Origin of the sequence: Desulfobulbus alkaliphilus (assembly GCF_016918545.1) — a bacterium.
Classification (GTDB): Bacteria; Desulfobacterota; Desulfobulbia; order Desulfobulbales; family Desulfobulbaceae; genus Desulfobulbus; species Desulfobulbus alkaliphilus.
The window spans coordinates 92,146-110,056 of record NZ_JAFFQC010000003.1 but is presented as its reverse complement, the minus strand read 5'-3'; the positions used below and the strand labels follow the sequence as shown (position 1 = coordinate 110,056).

General features: G+C 54.1%; 14 protein-coding genes. 5 read left to right on the top strand and 9 right to left on the bottom strand.

Annotated features, from left to right (window positions below; genetic code table 11):
• The first annotated feature begins 307 nt into the window (after positions 1-307).
• The 3 genes from polA to JWG43_RS02640 all read left to right on the top strand — a co-directional run bounded on the left by polA (position 308) and on the right by JWG43_RS02640 (position 3,842).
• A complete protein-coding gene (polA, locus tag JWG43_RS02645; RefSeq protein WP_205241260.1) occupies positions 308-2,989 on the top strand; it encodes a DNA polymerase I in 2,682 nt (893 codons plus the stop codon).
• Between the two features lie 331 nt (positions 2,990-3,320).
• Complete coding sequence (locus JWG43_RS19860; protein ID WP_275888413.1) at positions 3,321-3,443, top strand: hypothetical protein; 123 nt, start codon at positions 3,321-3,323, stop codon at positions 3,441-3,443.
• An 18-nt stretch (positions 3,444-3,461) separates the two neighbouring features.
• A complete protein-coding gene (locus JWG43_RS02640; RefSeq protein WP_205241259.1) occupies positions 3,462-3,842 on the top strand; it encodes a PilZ domain-containing protein in 381 nt (126 codons plus the stop codon).
• Between the two features lie 210 nt (positions 3,843-4,052).
• Here JWG43_RS02640 and JWG43_RS02635 read toward each other — a convergent pair whose 3' ends face one another.
• Positions 4,053-5,354 (bottom strand): citrate synthase, encoded by a 1,302-nt coding sequence (locus JWG43_RS02635; RefSeq protein WP_205241258.1) that lies wholly within the window; start codon positions 5,352-5,354, stop codon positions 4,053-4,055.
• A gap of 796 nt (positions 5,355-6,150) precedes the next feature.
• Here JWG43_RS02635 and JWG43_RS02630 point away from each other — a divergent pair.
• Positions 6,151-6,825, top strand: coding sequence for a hypothetical protein (locus tag JWG43_RS02630; protein ID WP_205241257.1), 675 nt, complete (start codon positions 6,151-6,153; stop codon positions 6,823-6,825).
• A 589-nt stretch (positions 6,826-7,414) separates the two neighbouring features.
• Here JWG43_RS02630 and hflC read toward each other — a convergent pair.
• The 3 genes from hflC to JWG43_RS02615 form a co-directional block, all read right to left on the bottom strand.
• Positions 7,415-8,365, bottom strand: coding sequence for a protease modulator HflC (gene hflC / locus JWG43_RS02625; protein WP_205241256.1), 951 nt, complete (start codon positions 8,363-8,365; stop codon positions 7,415-7,417).
• A gap of 47 nt (positions 8,366-8,412) precedes the next feature.
• Positions 8,413-9,618 carry an FtsH protease activity modulator HflK gene (hflK, locus tag JWG43_RS02620; RefSeq protein ID WP_338033219.1) on the bottom strand — a complete coding sequence of 402 codons (1,206 nt, stop codon included), beginning with the start codon at positions 9,616-9,618 and terminating at the stop codon, positions 8,413-8,415.
• 129 nt (positions 9,619-9,747) lie between these two features.
• Entirely contained in the window at positions 9,748-10,722 is a 975-nt protein-coding gene (locus tag JWG43_RS02615; RefSeq protein ID WP_205241255.1) for a rhomboid family intramembrane serine protease, read from the bottom strand.
• A 273-nt stretch (positions 10,723-10,995) separates the two neighbouring features.
• On the opposite strand from JWG43_RS02615, the gene JWG43_RS02610 reads away from it, so the two are divergent.
• On the top strand, positions 10,996-11,952 hold the full coding sequence (locus JWG43_RS02610; protein ID WP_205241254.1) for a Tim44 domain-containing protein: 957 nt from the start codon (positions 10,996-10,998) through the stop codon (positions 11,950-11,952).
• A 134-nt stretch (positions 11,953-12,086) separates the two neighbouring features.
• On the opposite strand, the gene JWG43_RS02605 is transcribed toward JWG43_RS02610, so the two are convergent.
• The 5 genes from JWG43_RS02605 to JWG43_RS02585 all read right to left on the bottom strand — a co-directional run bounded on the left by JWG43_RS02605 (position 12,087) and on the right by JWG43_RS02585 (position 17,851).
• Positions 12,087-13,004 carry an electron transfer flavoprotein subunit alpha/FixB family protein gene (locus tag JWG43_RS02605; protein WP_205241253.1) on the bottom strand — a complete coding sequence of 306 codons (918 nt, stop codon included), beginning with the start codon at positions 13,002-13,004 and terminating at the stop codon, positions 12,087-12,089.
• An 11-nt stretch (positions 13,005-13,015) separates the two neighbouring features.
• Positions 13,016-13,783 carry an electron transfer flavoprotein subunit beta/FixA family protein gene (locus tag JWG43_RS02600; protein ID WP_205241252.1) on the bottom strand — a complete coding sequence of 256 codons (768 nt, stop codon included), beginning with the start codon at positions 13,781-13,783 and terminating at the stop codon, positions 13,016-13,018.
• A 186-nt stretch (positions 13,784-13,969) separates the two neighbouring features.
• The gene (locus JWG43_RS02595; protein ID WP_205241251.1) at positions 13,970-15,973 is read right to left on the bottom strand and encodes a heterodisulfide reductase-related iron-sulfur binding cluster; all 2,004 of its coding nucleotides are present in this window, start codon (positions 15,971-15,973) and stop codon (positions 13,970-13,972) included.
• A 149-nt stretch (positions 15,974-16,122) separates the two neighbouring features.
• Positions 16,123-17,268, bottom strand: a complete 1,146-nt coding sequence (locus JWG43_RS02590; RefSeq protein WP_205241250.1) for an acyl-CoA dehydrogenase — start codon at positions 17,266-17,268, stop codon at positions 16,123-16,125.
• A gap of 133 nt (positions 17,269-17,401) precedes the next feature.
• Positions 17,402-17,851: a PaaI family thioesterase gene (locus JWG43_RS02585; RefSeq protein ID WP_205241249.1), complete on the bottom strand. Its 450-nt coding sequence runs from the start codon at positions 17,849-17,851 to the stop codon at positions 17,402-17,404.
• Positions 17,852-17,911 lie beyond the last annotated feature (60 nt).

Below are 17,911 nucleotides of genomic sequence, written 5' to 3'. Positions count from 1 at the left end.
TTCTCGTTCCCCCGAATAGTTCGGGCGGACCGTTTATGTATCAACCCTGTCGTCAGCGGCAGGGTTTTTTGTTTTTGTCTGTAAAAATACTTGGTCGTGATCGTGTGGCCGGGTATTTTGAAAGCTGCGGCAGTGAGAGCCAGGGGCGCTTTTGCCCATGACCGGAAGTATTCGTTGATCGTGGACGAGAAAACTGGGGTTGAATCAGTATCGGCCACAGGGTATGTACCTGCTTGATGTATCCAGCGCCTGTATTGTCAGCGTGACCGAGTACGTTGAATCCGGCACGAAATACCCAAGGACCATTATGACCGAGCCTGAAATTTATCTGATCGACGGGAGTGCCTACATCTATCGGGCGTATCATGCTATCAGGCCCCTTACCAATGCCCACGGTCTGCCGACCCATGCTGTATATGGGTTCACCACCATTCTCCGTCGACTGATCAGGGAGCGGCAACCACGATACCTGGCGGTGGCTTATGACAGTCGTGGACCGGTTTTCCGCCACCAGTTCTATAATGCCTACAAGGCAAATCGTCCGCCCATGCCCGATGATCTGGCGGCCCAGATTCCATATATCCATAAGATGGTTGCAGCCCATCGAATACTCCATCTGCAGCAGGATGATCAGGAGGCAGATGATCTTATCGCTTCGGTCACCGACAAGATGGTGGCCAAGGGGTGCCGAGTGGTGATCGTTTCCGGTGACAAAGACCTGCTCCAGTTGGTCAATGATCGTGTCTCTCTCTGGGATCCCATGAACGATCGCACCATGGACCAGGAGGCAGTGCAAAAAAAATACGGATTGGATCCGGCTCAGCTCCTCGATTACTTCGCCCTTACCGGTGACAGTTCCGACAATATTCCCGGCGTGCCGGGAATCGGACCGAAAACAGCGCAGAAATTGATCAGCGAGTACCATTCGCTGGAAGCACTGTATGGGGCTGTGGAGGCCATGAAACCGGCTCGTATCCAGGGGTTACTCCAGCAACACCGGTCCATGGCCTTTTTGTCCAGGGATCTGGTGCGCCTCAATCACAAGGCCGCCGTGCCCGGTGATATCGAGCAATACAGATTGGAAACTCCAGACCAGACCAGGCTCCAACCCCTATTAACCGAGCTCGAGTTTCATTCCCTGCTCAAGGAGTACGAGCCAGTGAACAAAATCGATACGTCGCGGTTCTATCTGGTGCAAAACCGCGACGACCTGGCAGCACTGGGAAAACGTCTTTGCGGGTTGGATGTGCTAGCCGTGGATACGGAAACGGATTCCCTGGACCCGCGGGGAGCACATCTGGTCGGTCTGTCCCTGGGGACAAAGGATGGCGAGGCCTGGTACATACCCTGCGGCCATCGCAACGAAAACGGTACTCTGGTTGCCGCTCAGCCAACGCTTGCTGACCTTGGCGAGGTTTTGCGCCCTGTGCTGGAAGATCCAGACAGCATTAAAGTCGGTCATAATCTCAAGTTCGATCTTGCCGTGCTTGCTGCCCCGCAGAACGGCGGCATCCGGTTGAACGGCCCTCTTCACGATACCATGGTGGGGGCCTGGCTGCTTGCCCCTGATCGGCGCACGTATAAACTCGATGATCTTTGCCGGGAGTTCAATCTGTGTTTGACCACTTTTGCCGAGGTAACCGGTGGAGATAAGAGAGGGGACGCCTTCTGCCGGGTTGAGCTGATGGCTGCCAAGGAGTACAGCTGCGAAGACGTCTTTGCCGCCCTGCACCTGTATCATCAACAGTTGCCGCGGTTGACCGAGTTGCAGTTGCTGCCTCTGCTTCGGGATGTGGAGGGTCCCCTGATACCGGTGCTGGCCGCCATGGAATATACCGGTATTCTGGTGGATGCCGATAAGCTGGCGGCCCTGGCCGCTGAATTCGGGGAACGGCTGGAGGGATTTGAACAGAAAATTTACCAGGTTGCCGGCGAGACCTTCAATATCAACTCCCCTAAGCAGCTGGGTGAACTGCTGTTTGAAAAACTGGGTCTGCCCAAGGGGCGGAAAACAAAAACCGGGTGGTCCACCGACGTCAAGGTTCTGGAAAGTTTGAGCTTGACCCATGAACTGCCGGCACTGATCCTCCAGTATCGCAACCTGGCCAAACTCAAATCAACGTATGTCGACCGGCTGGCCGAACTTCGTGATCCTCTCAGCAGCCGAATCCATACTTCCTTCAATCAATGCGGCACGGCCACCGGACGGCTCAGTTCCAGCAGCCCCAATCTGCAGAACATCCCGATTCGTACCGAGGAAGGGCGACGAATCCGGTCTGCCTTTATTGCCGCCCCAGGCTGGCAGCTGCTGGCAGCCGACTATTCCCAGATCGATCTTCGGGTCCTGGCCCATTATTCCCAGGACCAGGCTTTGCTCGAGGCCTTTCTTGCCGGACAGGATATCCACCGGCGCACAGCAGCGGAAATTTTTATGGTCTCGCCACAGTTACTGACCAGTGAAATGCGTCGGGTTGCCAAGACCATTAATTTCGGTATTGTCTATGGAATGTCGAGTTTTGGTCTTGCCAGTCAACTCCATGTCAGCCGCAAGGAGGCGCAGACCTTTATTGATCGCTATTTTGCTCATTTTTCCGGAATAAAGGAATTTATGGAAAAGATAGTCAGCCAGGCGCGAAAGGATGGCTTTGTCACGACACTATTGGGAAGAAGGCGCCCCCTGCCGGACATTGCTAGCACAAATCGCGTTCAACGTGAATTTGCCGAACGAATGGCCATCAACACGCCCATCCAGGGAACAGCTGCTGATATCATCAAGCTTGCCATGCTGCGTGTTCACCAGGAATTGAGCCGACGTCAACTCCAGGCTCGCTTGCTGTTGCAGATTCACGACGAGTTGGTGTTGGAAGTTCCTAAGCAGGAGCTTGATGAAGTGTCAACGCTGCTCAAGACCCACATGGAAGGGGCGATGAATCTACGGGTTCCGCTGGTTGTCCATCTCAGCCAGGGGCAGAGTTTAGACAAAGAGTAGAACGGATGTTTTTGTTTGTTTTTTGATACGAGTACGGTGTATTTGGCCCCATTTTTCTTGGGTAGTCGGTGCAGATCGCCTGGATCCGTGAGGGTTTGGCCTGCGTGGCTACCTCTTTGAACCGGTTCGGCGTCAGCGGAATGACAAAATTGTTCCTGGATAACGGAAAGTTCCGAGAGTTTTTTCTTTTTTTCGGAAGAATTTGACAGAGATGTCTGCTGTGCTTACCAGCAAAGGGTGTAATCACTTGCGCTGTGGGGGATAGTTCATCTTTCTTGAAATAGGATCGAAAATTGCAAGAAAATGGCAAATGCTATCTGGAGGAGAGATCATGAGCCCACGTGAAGCCATTCGCATCCTGATGTTCAGTCCCATTTATTTTCGCCTGAGTACCTCGCAGCGCTGGCAACTGGTTCGGGAATATTGCCAACGCTTCAATTCCTGCAGGATCTGACATTGTAAGGATATCCAAATGGAGAACAGGTCGGCGGTTTCCGAGAAAAAAGAACGGCGCCGTCATGAACGATTCAAAGTCAGGGAAAACAGTGTTGTTTTTTTTGGCCAGGAAACCGGCACGATTCTTGACATCAGTGCGGGTGGTTTGTCTGTGCATTATGCTGTTTTTGACAAAGAAACCGAGATTCCAGGTTCTGTGGATATCTTTGTCGCCCAATCTCATTTCTATCTTCCCAACATCCCCATAGTTCTGGTTGAAGAAACCCAGGTTGTACCCCGTTCAATGTTCACTTCCCTCAGGGTCCGACGCCTCGGTTTGAAATTCGGTGCCTTGTCACCGGATCAACAGAATCGGTTAGCTGAATTCATCGCTCAGAACACTGTGGTGGATAACTGAACCCTGGATCCGCGAGGGTGAATTGCTGAAAATATCATCATATTTTTAAGCTGATGACAGCAAATTAAACCAAAAACAAGAGCCCCGCCGTCACGGATCCAGGTGAACGTTCAGGTCTTCCTGCCGGACAATGGCCCACGCCGTCCCCTGTTTTTTCCATGAGCTTTCTTGCATCAGCACTTCACCTGTGACCGCTCACCCTCATCGAGTTCAGCTCCTTTCACCCAGGGGAATAAAGTGCCTGGGGGGGGCGCCGGTGTAGATCTGACGGGGGCGATAGATCTTGGTGCTCTGGTCCTCCCGCATTTCTTTCCACTGTGCGATCCAGCCGGGAAGCCGACCCAGGGCGAACATGACCGTAAACATGTTGGTGGGGATACCCAGGGCGCGATAAATGATACCGGAATAAAAATCAATGTTGGGATACAGGTTGCGACTGACGAAATAGTCATCACAAAGTACGATTTCCTCCAGCTTGCCGGCAATTTCGAGCAGGGGGTCGTCAACATTGAGCGCCGCGAGAATGCCTCTGCAGGCATCTTTGATGATTTTCCCCCTGGGGTCATAGGTGCGGTAGACCCGGTGGCCAAAGCCGGAGAGTCGAAACGGATCTGATTTATCCTTGGCTTTGGCAATGTATTTTTTATAATCGTTGTTGTCGGCGTGAATAGCTTCCAGCATCTGAATGACCGCTTCGTTGGCACCACCGTGCAAGGGCCCCCAGAGGGCATTGATACCCGCTGAAATGGAGGCATAGAGGTTTCCTCCGGCACTGCCTACCAGACGGACTGCCGAGGTTGAGCAGTTTTGCTCGTGATCGGCATGGAGAATGAGCAACTTGTTGAGGGCGGCGACGACTTCCGGGAGAACGATATAGGGGCGTACCGGGTTGTCAAACATCATGTTGAGGAAGTTGCCGCAATAGGAAAGATCATAACGCGGATAGACCAGGGGTTGGCCAATGGATTTTTTATAGGAAAATGAGGCAATGGTGCGCACTTTGGAAATGAGTCGACTGGCTGTGATGTCGATATTCACCAGCGGGTCATCACTCATTTCCGGATAATAATTATGAAGGCTGTTGACCATCACCGACAGGATGGACATGGGCGAGGCGTTGGGGGGGAAATTATCGAAAAAATGGATCATGTCTTCGTGCATGAGGGCAAACTGCTCAAGCATGGTCCGAAAACTTTCCAGTTCTTCCCGGTTGGGCAGCTTGTTGTGCAGCAGGAGGTAGGCAACCTCGATAAAGAGACAGCGCTCGGCAAGATCCTCAATAGCATAACCCCGGTAGCGCAAAATACCCTTGCTTCCGTCCATGTAGGTAATGGTACTGCTGCAGGATGCAGAGTTTTTGAAGCCGGTGTCAAAAACGGTGAACCCGGTTTGTCGCAACAGTCCCCGGATATCAATAGCCTTGTCACCCTGCTCGCCTTCAATGATCGGGAGCAGATAGCTGGTACCGTTTATGATCAGCTCCGCTGTATTTTGGGGCGCTTTTTCGGACATGGTTTTCTCCTGGAAAAAAGGCGGGTGCCACTGTTCGCTACATTTGTTCGCAGGCGGGAAAGTCCTTTTTGTAATCGGACCAATCCGCTACGGGGCGACTGGGATGGAGCTAGTGCGGGGTGCGGGCACTCCTTGGAAGTACGAAATCCCGTTCTGGGAAAAGGCAGCAGGGGGAACGATACAAGCGATCTGCGTACAGAACAGGTATATATACGATTGAGACTAGGTTCACCCGATGCAGGCAAGAGACAGCCTGACCTGAGAACTGAACAGTTTATCAGCGCTTCATTGCCGGATAGACGGTTGAGCAGGCTGCGGGTCTATACATCCCCCGCCAAGCAGACTGATCATCCGTGGATGGAGTGCTGAAGTACGGTTCCACGATAGATTTCCGATCCTTGACATCCTACTGTAAAACCAATATGAATTCAAGTCAGGGAAACAGCGGATTGAATAGCATGACACAATCCTGGATCCGTGAGCGTTCGTCCGTTCGTCAGCTTTGTTGTCTGTGACCGTTTGATTAACGGAGACTTTATCGGACGGTTACAGGCTTTGATGATGGCGTGCGGAGGAACGCCCCGAAGGGCGGCTGGTGAAGGTTATTGTCCAGGGTTCCACTGCAATTATAATCTGAGTACAGTAAGATATATTCAAAACAAGAGTCCTGCCGTCACGGATTCAGGACAATCACTCAGGGTCAGGATGACAATGAATACCTTCCGTCCGCCTGGTTTTTGGTGTGTGGATCTGGCGCGATCAGTTACGAACGGAGGGAGAAAAAGAGGGGAATATCATGCGGGAAGAGTTTGCTGAAAAAAGGGCAACCATTCTGCAGGCAATGGAGCACACGGTTCCGGAAGCGGATTGGGCGGCGGCCGAGGATCTGGTCGATTTGTATCAAGAGGATCGTTTGGGTCTGACCTTACTGGATCAATTTTATTCCTGTCCGCCCGATGCCAGAGAGGAATGGGTGCGGGAGATACGGATGCTCAACCGGCATCGGGGGGTGTTTCTCCTGGTTGCGATCACGCCCTGGGAAAAGTATCTATACCTGGTTTCAAGCGAAGGAATCGAATTTCATGGCAGCATGGCTGAAGGGTACCTAACCTCGGAATTGCTTGATTTTTTTGGGTATGAAACCGCTGCCGACTTCAAGGCAATCTGTGCCGCTGTTGATGATATTCCAGTCTATGAGCCCCTGCGGCTCGATGAAGATATCTGTCCTGCCTGTCACACCGGCAGTGGCGAGCTGCATGAATTGGGGTGTCCGGTGGAGGTCTGTCCCTGGTGCGGTGGGCAGCTGATCTATTGCGATTGCCGGTTTGAACAGCTTGGCCTGGACAGCATCGCAACGGAAGAGGAATTACTGCGGCTCGAGGTGCTTCTGGAACAACGGGGACGGATACCGTACGCAAGTGAGCAGCGTCCCGGTTATCTTGACGAGGGTTCGGTTGTTTTGCTGGAATAAGCCTGAATCCGTGAGCGTTCGTCCGTGCGTCAGCTTCGTTGTTCGTGGCCGTTCGATTAAAGTACACTTTATCGGACGGTTACGGGCAATGAAGATGGCGTGCGGACGGATGCCCCGAAGGGCGGCTGGTGAAATTTAGCACCAAGGATTCCGCTCCAATTAAAACATGATTACAGCAAGATATATATAAAACAAGAGTCCAGCTGTCACGGATTCAGGATAAGAGCACGGGCAGGTGAACCCGCACCGGTGTGCAGATAAAAAAGACTCGGAAAGCGCAGGGCGTTTTCCGAGTCTTTCTGGTTTTAACCTGAGGGTTGTCTCAGGAGTATGGGTTGGATGCAGGCAAGATCTGCTTACCTCCCCCATGCCCTTGATTACCTGCCTGGCTCCCGCCCAAGGCGGGGGGGGAAGCGCAAGCTGACAAACCCCTGAATCCATGGGAATAACCTTCCAACACCGCCCTTCGGGGGGGCCGTCCGCCCGCTATCTTCATTGCCCGTAACCATCTGATAAAGTGTCCTTTAATCAAACGGTCACAGACAAGAAGGCTGACGCACGGACGAACGTTCACGGATTCAGATATCCATCAATTCAAGCGGTGCCTTTCCAGGTAACGGAAGAGGTCGGAGTCGGTGGACAGCACCAGCGAGCTGTTTCCGGAGATGATGTCCTGATAACTCTCCATACTCTTGAGAAAAGCAAAAAACTCAGGATCAAGTGAATAGGCCTCGGCGTAAATCCGGGTGGCCTCGGCATCAGCCTGACCACGGATTTCAAAGGCTTCTCGTTCGGCAGCGGAGATAATTTCCAGGCGGTCGCGCTCGACCCGGCCGAGGATTTCAGCCTTCTGGCCTTCACCGGTGGACCGCCGCTCCGCGGCGATTCGGTTTCGTTCAGATATCATCCGATCATAGACCCGCAGGCGCACAGACTCAATGTAGTTGACCCGGCGGAACATGACGTCAGTCAGTTCGATGCCATACTGCGGAGTAACTCTGGCGGCGGCCTCCAGCACTTCCTGGGCAATCCGGTCCCGGCCAACGCTGGGCGGGGTGAGGATCAAATCACGGCTTTGAACGGTGGAGGTCATGTATTCATCCGACCAGTCCGAACTACGGATGACTTCGATCAGGTCGTTTCTGTTCACCATGTCACGGACCGTACCGGCAATGATGTCGTTGAGCAGGGTATTGGCCCGTTGCTCAGTGCCCACGGCCTGAAGAAAACGCAGCGGGTCGGTGATCCGCCAGCGGGCGGTGTTGTCGACATAGACAAAGGTCTTGTCATTGGTCGGGATCTGATTAGGTTCACCGTCCCAGATGAGGATTCTCTTGTCAAAAAACTGCACTTCCTGGATGAAGGGCATTTTGAATTTCAATCCGGCCTGGTTGACCGGGTCACCGACCGGACGGCCGAATTGGGTTACGACTGCCTGTTCGCCTTCAGGGAGGACGTACAATCCATCCCAGATGGTGACAACCACGAGAACAGCAAGTCCGATGAGGAGCGAGTTAATCAGTTTTTTAGTATTCTGCATAAGCTTATATAGTTTGAAGAATTCGGAGAACAGCTGCTTGTTGTGGATTATTCAGCGCCGATAGCGGTCTCTTTTCCGTGTTGCCGGGTCAGGTCGAGAAGAGGGAGGAGACTGTTCTGGCTTTGGTCCATGATATAGACATGTTCCACAGTCGGCAGGACCTCGGACATGGTCTCCAGGTACAGACGTTGCCGGGTAACATCACGGGCTCGTTCATATTCCTGGACAAGAGCAACGAAACGAGTGGTTTCACCCATGGCCCGGTTGACCCGTTCAAAGCTGTACCCACGGGCCTCTTCGACAATCTGTCGGGCATTACCCCGGGCCGCCGGGATGATCCTGTTATAGACCTCTTCAGCCTCATTGACCAGACGTTTCATATCCTGGTCCGCCTCGTTGACCTCGTTGAAGGCTGGGCGAACCGGATCGGGCGGACTGATGTCCAGGAGTTGCAGGGCAACGATAGCGATCCCGCACTCGAGCCGGTTCATCTGGTCCTGCAGTTCCTGCCGGGCATTGAGAGCGAGGATGTCCCGGTTGGAAAGGATGAAGTCAAAATCCATGTTGCCGACAATTCGCCTGGTCACAGTTTCCGAGGCATCGCGAAGGGCCTGGGGGACATCGCGGACCTTGAAGAGAAAATCCTGGGCATTTTCGACCTTGTACTGGACAATCCACGCCACCTCGATCACCCCCTGGTCACCGGTGAGCATGAGGGATTCGTTGTCAAGACCGCGCCGGTCCAGGTTATTGCCCATGGTCGTTGTTCGGGTCCGGAAACCGAACTCTTCCTTGCGGATAGTTTCCATGTCCACCTTGATCAGTCTGTCAATGTAGGGCATTTTGAAATGCAGTCCTGGCGTGGTGGCTTTGGTAAATTTGCCGAACCGGAGAATGACACCAACTTCACCGGGTTTAACGGTGTAAAAAGCTGACATCGCCGCCTGGATGAGGACAATGACAACGACAACAGCAAGGATTTTGCTGGCACCGCCGAGGAAGTTCGGCGGTCCATCCGGGTCTTTTTCGCTCCGGTTGTCCCGGGGCGGTTTTTGTCCGGCACCGGCAAAAGTGTCTTTTAATTTTTGAATGAGGGTTGCGAGAAAATCTTCAGGACCGCTGGGTTTTTTCTTCTTTCCCCAGGGTGGTTGTTCGTTCATCGGCATAGGGACAACTCCGGATGGGTGCGTTGGATGGTGATAGGTCGCGGGAGTGGGATCAGTGCTGAGGCGGCGGGGATTGCCGCGTGCCACAACGGGGGCCTCCTCGACTCAGTTGATTGACATACAAATCATATCTTATACATTCAAGACAACAAGGTCAAACAAGATCGGACAGAATAGAGCCATTTTGTTGGCAAGTGCCGGGACAATACCGGCAAATCAACCCAAAGCGAGGGTCCAGCTGATCTGGACCAGGGAAAAGGCAAAGACGAGAAGAACGGCTTCGCTCAAAGAACTTCTGGAGGTTGTCATCACGGTGGTACGGCCTAGGCCAATTCCACACAACAGACCGCTCAGGCAACCGAAAAAATGGGCACCGATATCAGTCCTGGGCCCTTCACCGCCGAGGAAAGTAAACAGACCCATAGCGGCCCCGATGGGAAGGAAGAATTCGCGGAGTGAACGACGATGGATCTGGGTGAGACGAATGCCGGTGAACAGACCGATGGTGGCAAAAATAGCGGTTGAAAGTCCCACAGAGAGGTGCAGCTGTTCACGGAGGAGGATGTTGAGCAGATTGCCGGCGGCACCATTGGCGATCAGCAACAGCCAGGCCAGACCATAGCCCAGCATTTTGCTGAGAAAGTGAATCATCACGCCACCAATGAGGCAGTTACCAACCAGGTGGAGCAGGTCAGCATGCAGGGTCAGAGCTGTCACCAGGCGCCACCACTCTCCCTGTTCAAGTATGGCCTTGCTGTTGATGCAGCCGTAGACAAACCAGGGACTGTCCTCCGACCATGGGCCTGTGTGGGCATGAAACAGCGCCAAGGCACCCATGATCAGCAGGGTAGGGGGCGTTTCCGGGCGTACTGGCAGCAGGGGTGGCGGTTTTGGCGGCCAGTGACGATTTTCTTCCTGGTAGCTGGTCAGATGCATGCGAGCCTGTCTGGCATCGCGGCGAGCGACCAGGACTTTGCCCTTGTGAACATCGACCACATGGTCGATTTCCATTGCGGCCAGAACGAGGGAGAAGGCATGGAGGTCGGATTCTGTGCCGCTGGCGACCTCGATCGGATCAGAAAGAATGGGCTGGTCACTATCCGGGTTGCTGTTGTCCTTGTCGAGATCGAATGCAGGGGTCATGTGCGCGGAGAAAGAGGCAATCAGTGAACCTGTGGATATCGATTCCATACCCTCGCTGGTGAAGGGTCGAAAGCAGAAGTAGCCTGAAGAACAGATCAGTTGCTGATGTGCGAAGCGGTTGAATGTGCCGGATGTTTCATCGATGAATCAAAAGAATAAGCAGGGTTGGTGATGCCGGATTACCTTGACATCCGGGCTATCCTAAGTAGAATAAACACGTTTATCCATTTGACCAGATTCAACTGGAGTTTCGCCGGATCCGCGGACTGCAGGAAGCGGATCGTTGTCACTCCCAAACAATGTAGCGACGGAAAACTGATTATGCTTGCTTTATTGACACGATGTACCCCTTTTTTGTTGGCTTTTTTCACTTTGGCCTTTATTGAGGCCGGCATTTTGACTGAGTATTGCGATGCCCGTTCCAGATCCGGCGGCCGATCTTTCAGCAGTCCTGCTACCCGACCGGCACAACAGCAGGCGGCTCCAACGCAGGCAACCCGACAGCAGCCGCAGCAGCAACAGCAGGCAGCAGCCGGAGGCATGGGACGCGGCTTGATGGGTGGCCTGATCGGTGGCGCCATCGGTGGTTTACTGCTGGGCAGTCTTTTCGGTGCCGGTGGCACCGGCATGGGAATTTTGCCGCTGTTGCTCCTTGGAGGTGTTGGTTATTTCCTTTATCGGCGCTTCAAGAACCGACCGGTCGCAGCCACCTCCGCCGGTGGACAGGCAACAGATGGCAACAGATTCCAGGGGGCATTCGGCGGATTTGGTTCCAGCACTGACTCCTCGCCTCCTCCGGTTATTTCCGGTCTCGAGACCGATCCCGTTGCCGCCGGGCTGGCGGAGATCCGTGCCACGGATCCAGGGTTTGACGAGAAGTATTTTCTCGAAATCGCCTCGGATGTCTTTTTCAAGATTCAGGCGGGTTGGACACGACGCGACCTTTCGGCCCATGGCCACCTGCTCGGTACCCAACTGGCAGCCGAGTATGAGGAACATTTCAAGGAATTGAAGGAACAGGGGCGGCTGAATAAACTGGAAAGTATTGCGGTGCGCCGTCTAGAAATAGTTGCAGCAGGCAGTGACAACGGTGAAGATTTCGTCACTGTCCTGTTTACCGCCAACCTGCTTCAATACACGGTGGATGAAAAGACGGGGGAATTGCTTGAGGGCAGTATGAACGAACCGGTGAAATTTGCCGAGAAATGGACTTGGGCCCGTCCGGTGGGAACAGAAGACTGGAAACTGGAGGGGATTGAGGTGGTCGAAGAAGACTGAGAACCGATCTCCCATACCATATTCTATATACCTGAATCCGTGACGCACGGGCGACCGCTCACGGATCCAGGATATAGTGTTTTTTCACCCTCGGGGGCTGCGCTTATATCGTGAAGCGCAACCCTCGCTTTTTTTTACAGGTTCTGCAGTTTTTCCGTGAGTACCGGAAGAAACTGTTTGACGTCGGCCACCACGAACACATCGGCAACTTCGCCAATGGGGGCGTCTTTATCGGTGTTGATGGCGACGATGAAATCAGACTTCTTCATTCCGGCCAGATGCTGGATCGCCCCGGAGATGCCGCAGGCGATATACAGTCTCGGAGTGACCGTGTTTCCGGTGGTGCCGATCTGCCGGTTGTGCTCGACCCAGCCGGCGTCCACCACCGGCCGGCTGGCTCCGTATTCGCCCCTCAGTACTTTGGCCAACGCGTGTACCATGGCGATGTTCTCCGGTTTGCCTAGTCCTCGACCGGCGCTGACAATAACCTCTGTTTTGCTCAGGTCGACTCCCTCGGTCTTGGCTGCCTCATAGCCGCTGCAGAGAACCGTGCCGGTGGTATCTGTATCGATCTGGACCACAGAAGGGGTGCCGGATGGTTCCTCATCCATGCCAAAGGCTCCGGCCTGCAGCGTCAGGACTGTCTGCGGTGTCCTCGATGTGATCGTCCGCCGTAGCTTGGCGTTACAGACCGGAACAACCGGTTTGCCGTCCTCGATGGCTACGACCTCGGAAATCTGCGCCGCCTTGAGGGCTATGGCTATCCGCGGGGCCAGATCCCACCCATAAGAGGAGTGGTGAAAAACAATGGTTTCAGGTTGTTCCTTGGCAATGACATCGAGCAGCAGTTGCTTGTGGACCGCGGGATTGTATTCGCCGTAGGAGTTGACATCCGCCAGGTAGAGGGTGCCGTCAAACCGTGGCAGTTCATCAGGGCTGCCGACAAGAAACATGGCACTTTCCGCACCGAGTTCCTGGGCAAAGGCGATCAGTTGAGAATATTCAACACGCAGTTTTCCCTCCCGGAATTCTGCAACAAGTAAGGTCTTCATGGTCGCGTCTCCTAGGCCAGTGCGCCGGTCTTTTCTTTGAGCAGTTGAATGAGTTTGTCGGCCAACTCCGGAGGATCGCCTTCCAGAACAAGTCCACCACCCTTTCTTTGCGGAAAGTAGAAAGCAGCGGTCTCCTGTCTGCCTTGCTCGTCGGTGGCGGCGGCAATGGTCAGCATTTCCTTTTTCTTTGCCTTCATGATATTGGGCAGGGTCGGGTAGCGTGGGGTGTTGAGGCCAAGCTGGCAGGTGAGCACCACGGGAGCGGTGACGGTGACCAGAGCCTTGCTGCCTCCTTCCAGTTCACGTTTGACACTGATGGTGCCATTGTCATAGGCAAATTCGACAATGGTGGTCACAGCGCTGATGTTCAGCAGTTCGGCGATCATGACGCCCACCTGGGCGCTGCCGCGATCCTGGGACTGCATTCCGGTGAAAATGATATCGAACTGCTTGTCGCGGGCGAAATCGGCGATCATGGTGGCAATCGCAAAGGGTTCACGCATGCAGGAATCATTGTCTGCGATGTGGACACCGCGGTCGCAACCCATGGCCAAGGCCTTTTTCATGGTTTCCTTGACCTGATCGGGGCCAACGCAGAGAACGGTCAGGTCGGCTTCGCCCACCTGTTCCTTCAAACGGACGGCCTGTTCCACGGCGTATTCATCGTATTCATTCATCCGCCAGGCAAGATCAGCCCGATCGTACCAGTTGCCCTGGGCATTGACCTTGAATTTTGATTCCATATCCGGAACCTGTTTGATGCAAATCAGTATGTTCATCTTGCCCCTCCAGCTTCAGGCGTGGTGATGATTGAGTAACGGTTTCTGTCTGTTGAAGTGAAATATGGCTGTACCATGATGGTTCAGCTCAAGGTTGGTTGAGAATTCCAAGGGTAAAAGCCGGCCCGCCACACCAGGCCTGAGGAGACCGGAGCGTGGCCGATACCGAAACGCGTGGGCCGGATTTCACGATCCTGGCGTATCCTGGACAACGAGTCGTTCGGCCAACACTTCGGCAATGTCTCTGGGGCGCAGGGACTCTTCAATCTCCGCACCTTTGACCCCGTCTTCGAACATGGTCAGGCAGAAGGGGCAGTTGGCAAGCAGTTGCGGCGCCCCGGTGGCCCCGGCCATTTGAACCCGTTTGACATTGATCCGCTCACCGATGTTTTCCTCCGCCATGATCCGCCCTCCTCCGGCACTGCAGCAAAAGCCCTGGTCACGATTTTTCTCCATTTCCGTGAGGCGGCCTCCCGCGGTCTGGATCAGGTTTCTGGGTGCCTCGTATATCTCATTGTGGCGACCCAGGTAGCAGGAATCATGGTAGGTGCAGGAGAAGACGTCCCGATTGATGCGCAGGGTCCCATCCTTGATGAGTCGATCGAGAAACACGGTATGATGCTCAACCTTGATATCGAAATCGAAATCGCGGTAATCTTTGTTCAGCGTGTTGAAACAATGGGGACAGGTGGTGACGATTTGACTGACACCATAGCCTTTGATGGTCTCGATCATATCCATGGCCAGGGTCTGGTACAGGTATTCGTTGCCCATCTTCCGCATCGGTTCGCCACAGCATTTTTCTTCTTTTCCAAGAATACCGACTCGGAGACCGGCAGCCTGGCATAGGGCAATAAAGCTTCTGGCCACGGCGATGTTGCGTTTGTCAAAGGAAGCGTAACAGCCGACAAAATAGAGAATATCGACGGCACTGTCTTCGGCCAGGGTTTTAACACCCAGGGACTCGGCCCAATCACCCCGGGAGGCATACCCCATGCCCAGGGGGTTGCCGTTCACCTCGGTCTGCTCCATGGCAGTCATCACTTCCTCGCCGGGAAATTCACCCTCCATGAGAACCAGGTTACGGCGCATGGCGATGATTTTATCAACGTGCTCAATGGAGGCGGGACAGATATCCTCACAGGCCCGGCAGGTGGTGCAGGCCCAGAGTACGTCGCGACTGGTGACATCGATGAGATTGGCTCCGGGATTGCTGAAGGCGGTTGCACCGATCTGCGTGACCAGCTGCATCGGTGAAAGCGGTTTACCGGTTGCATAGGCAGGACAACGATCCTGGCAGCGTTTGCACAGGGTACAGGCATCGGCGTCGAAAATATCCTTCCAGCGGAGATCATCCAGTTCATTGGCCCCGAACTTTTCCGTGGTTTCATCTTCGAGATTGATGGAGGTCAACTTGCCGGTGGGACCGCGATCGGCAAAAAAAGAGTTGGCACTGGTGGTGAAGATGTGGCGCAACTTGGTGAAAGGAATAAGAGCGATAAAAACCAGGGCCAGGACAAGATGAAGCCACCAGATCAGGACATGCAGGGTGCGCAGCGCTTCCTCGCCAAGACCACTGAGCGCCTTGGCAACCACAAGGCCGACCGGTGACCAGATCGCCAACGGTGTTCCGAGTTCCGTCACTGCCATCCGGGCCCCTTCGATCAGAAAACCGGTAATGAGAATGGTCAGCAGCAACAGGTGCATGATGAGATCATCGCGGCCGGTGATCAGTCCGGGCGGTCGGAGCAGATAGCGTCGGATCATCAGGCCCGCAACCATGCACAGGGCCACCAGCCCGGCCAGATCCAGAGTCAGGGAAAAGAATTTGTAAAAATTTCCCTTGAGGAAGACGACATCAAAAAAAAGATCGGTGAAGTCGGCCTGGAGGACAATGAGAATGGTGCCGAGGAAGAGAATGAAAAAACTCCAGAAGAACAGAGCGTGCATTGTGCCGGGGCCCTGAACTCGGAGAACCTTGGTCTGCAACAGGACATGGCTGAGCATGCTTTTGAGGCGTGCACCGCGATGGTCTGTACGGTTAAGGGGCTGGCCGAGTCGGTAGACCCGCCACCGTCGAATGAAGCCGTAGACGAACACGGACAAAGTTACCAGGACCAGGAAATACATGGGGCCAAGGGTGGTGAACCCTTGACCGACATTCCAGTAAATTTCACGGGTAAACTCCATCCATACCTCCAATTCCAAAAAAATGTAGATGCGGACACAAAGAGAGGTGGGCAGGGGCAGCCCGCCTCTCTTTGTGTGCTTGTCAAGTCATAGAAACGATCCTGGGGTTGTTGCAGCCAGGCCGGTGTCAGGTTGCAGCCCGTGGCCTCTCAGCGGATCAAAGCGGTGCCGATGACAAGTCGATGAATCTCGCTGGTTCCTTCATAGATTTCGGTGATTTTGGCGTCACGCATCATACGTTCAACCGGAAATTCACGGGTGTAGCCATATCCTCCGTGGAGTTGCACCGCCTGAGTGGTGACCCGCATGGCGGTTTCGCTGGCATACAGCTTGGCCATGGCTGCTTCATGGGAATAGGAAAGTCCGGCACTTGCCCGGTACGCGGCGTTGTAGATCAGCAGCCGGGACGCTTCGATCTGAGTGGCCATGTCAGCCAGCTGAAAATGCACCCCCTGGAATGAGGCAACAGGTTGATTGAACTGTTCACGTTCCTTGGTGTAGGCAATGGTGGCGTCAAGTGCCCCCTGGGCAATCCCGAGGGCCTGGGCGGCAATGCCGATACGGCCGCCATCCAGGGTTTTCATGGCGACTTTGAACCCTTGTCCTTCCTGGCCCAGCAGGTTGGCACCCGGAATACGGCAGTTTTCAAACACCAGTTCCATGGTAGGCGAGGATCTGATGCCCATTTTCTTTTCTTTTTTACCAAAGGAAAAACCGGGGGTTCCCTTCTCGACGATATAAGCGCTGATGCCGCGGTGTTTTTCCGCGCTCTTGTCGCTACGGGCAAGGACTACATAGGTTTCCGCATCGCCGCCATTGGTGATGAAGATCTTGGATCCGTTGAGGATCCAGTCATCTCCGTCCCGGGTGGCGGTGGTCTTGGTCCCACCGGCATCGGAACCGGCTGAAGGCTCAGTGAGGCCGAAGCCGCCCAGTTTTTCACCGGTTGCCAGGGGCTTGAGAAATGTCTGCTTCTGCTCCTCGGTGCCGAACATGAAGATCGGATTGGCACAGAGGGAGAGATGGGCGGAAAGGGTCACGCCGGTGGAACCGCAGACCCTGGACAGTTCTTCGACAGCAATGGCGTAGCTGATATAATCGGCACCAGCGCCTCCGTATTCCTCTGGAAAAACGATGCCGGTCAGACCCAGTTCTCCGAGCCGGTCATACATCAGGGCCCGGTCGAACAATTCTTCCTCGTCACGGCTGGCCGCGGACGGAGCTACTTCGGTTTCAGCAAAACTTCTGACCATCTCACGAATGAGGTTCTGCTCTTCGGTCAATTCGAAATTCATGTGTTGTTCTCCCACAGTAAGGTTTTCTTTCAGCGAAGGTCCTTGCCCGACCGGCGCCGATGTTATCGGAAAAAAGGGTATCTCGATACGGGTCATGTTCCGTTTGGTGTAACGGTTGGTTGAAGTGAGTGTCTCATTGCTGGTCTCGAATCTGCACCATCACCACTGTGCCGGTGGCGCAGGTAGTTCCGGCCGCGGAGACCGACAGGTCGACGATAACCTTCCTCCCCTTGATTTCCTTGACTTTGCCACGGACTTCCAGTTCGGTGTTGACTGGGGTCGGCGCAAGAAAATCGACCTTGAGTGAAGCAGTGACAAAGCGGGAAATGGGCTTGCCGTCTTCCCTGGCTTTGGCTGCCGCGGCAGTTCCCGCGCCATGACAATCCATGAGGGAAGCGAGGATGCCGCCATAAAGAAATCCGGTAAATCCTCCGGTGTATTTGGGGTCGGGGGTATATCGGCAGACCGTCTCTTCACCATCCCAATAACTTTTCAGATGGTGCCCTTCGGGGTTAAGACGGCCACAGCCATAACAATGTGCATAATCATCAGGATAATGATCTTGAAAAGCCGTGTCACTCATCACCTTCTTCTCCATTGTGGTGTGTGCCTGGTCGGTCAAACCAGGTGCTGGTCCGGTACA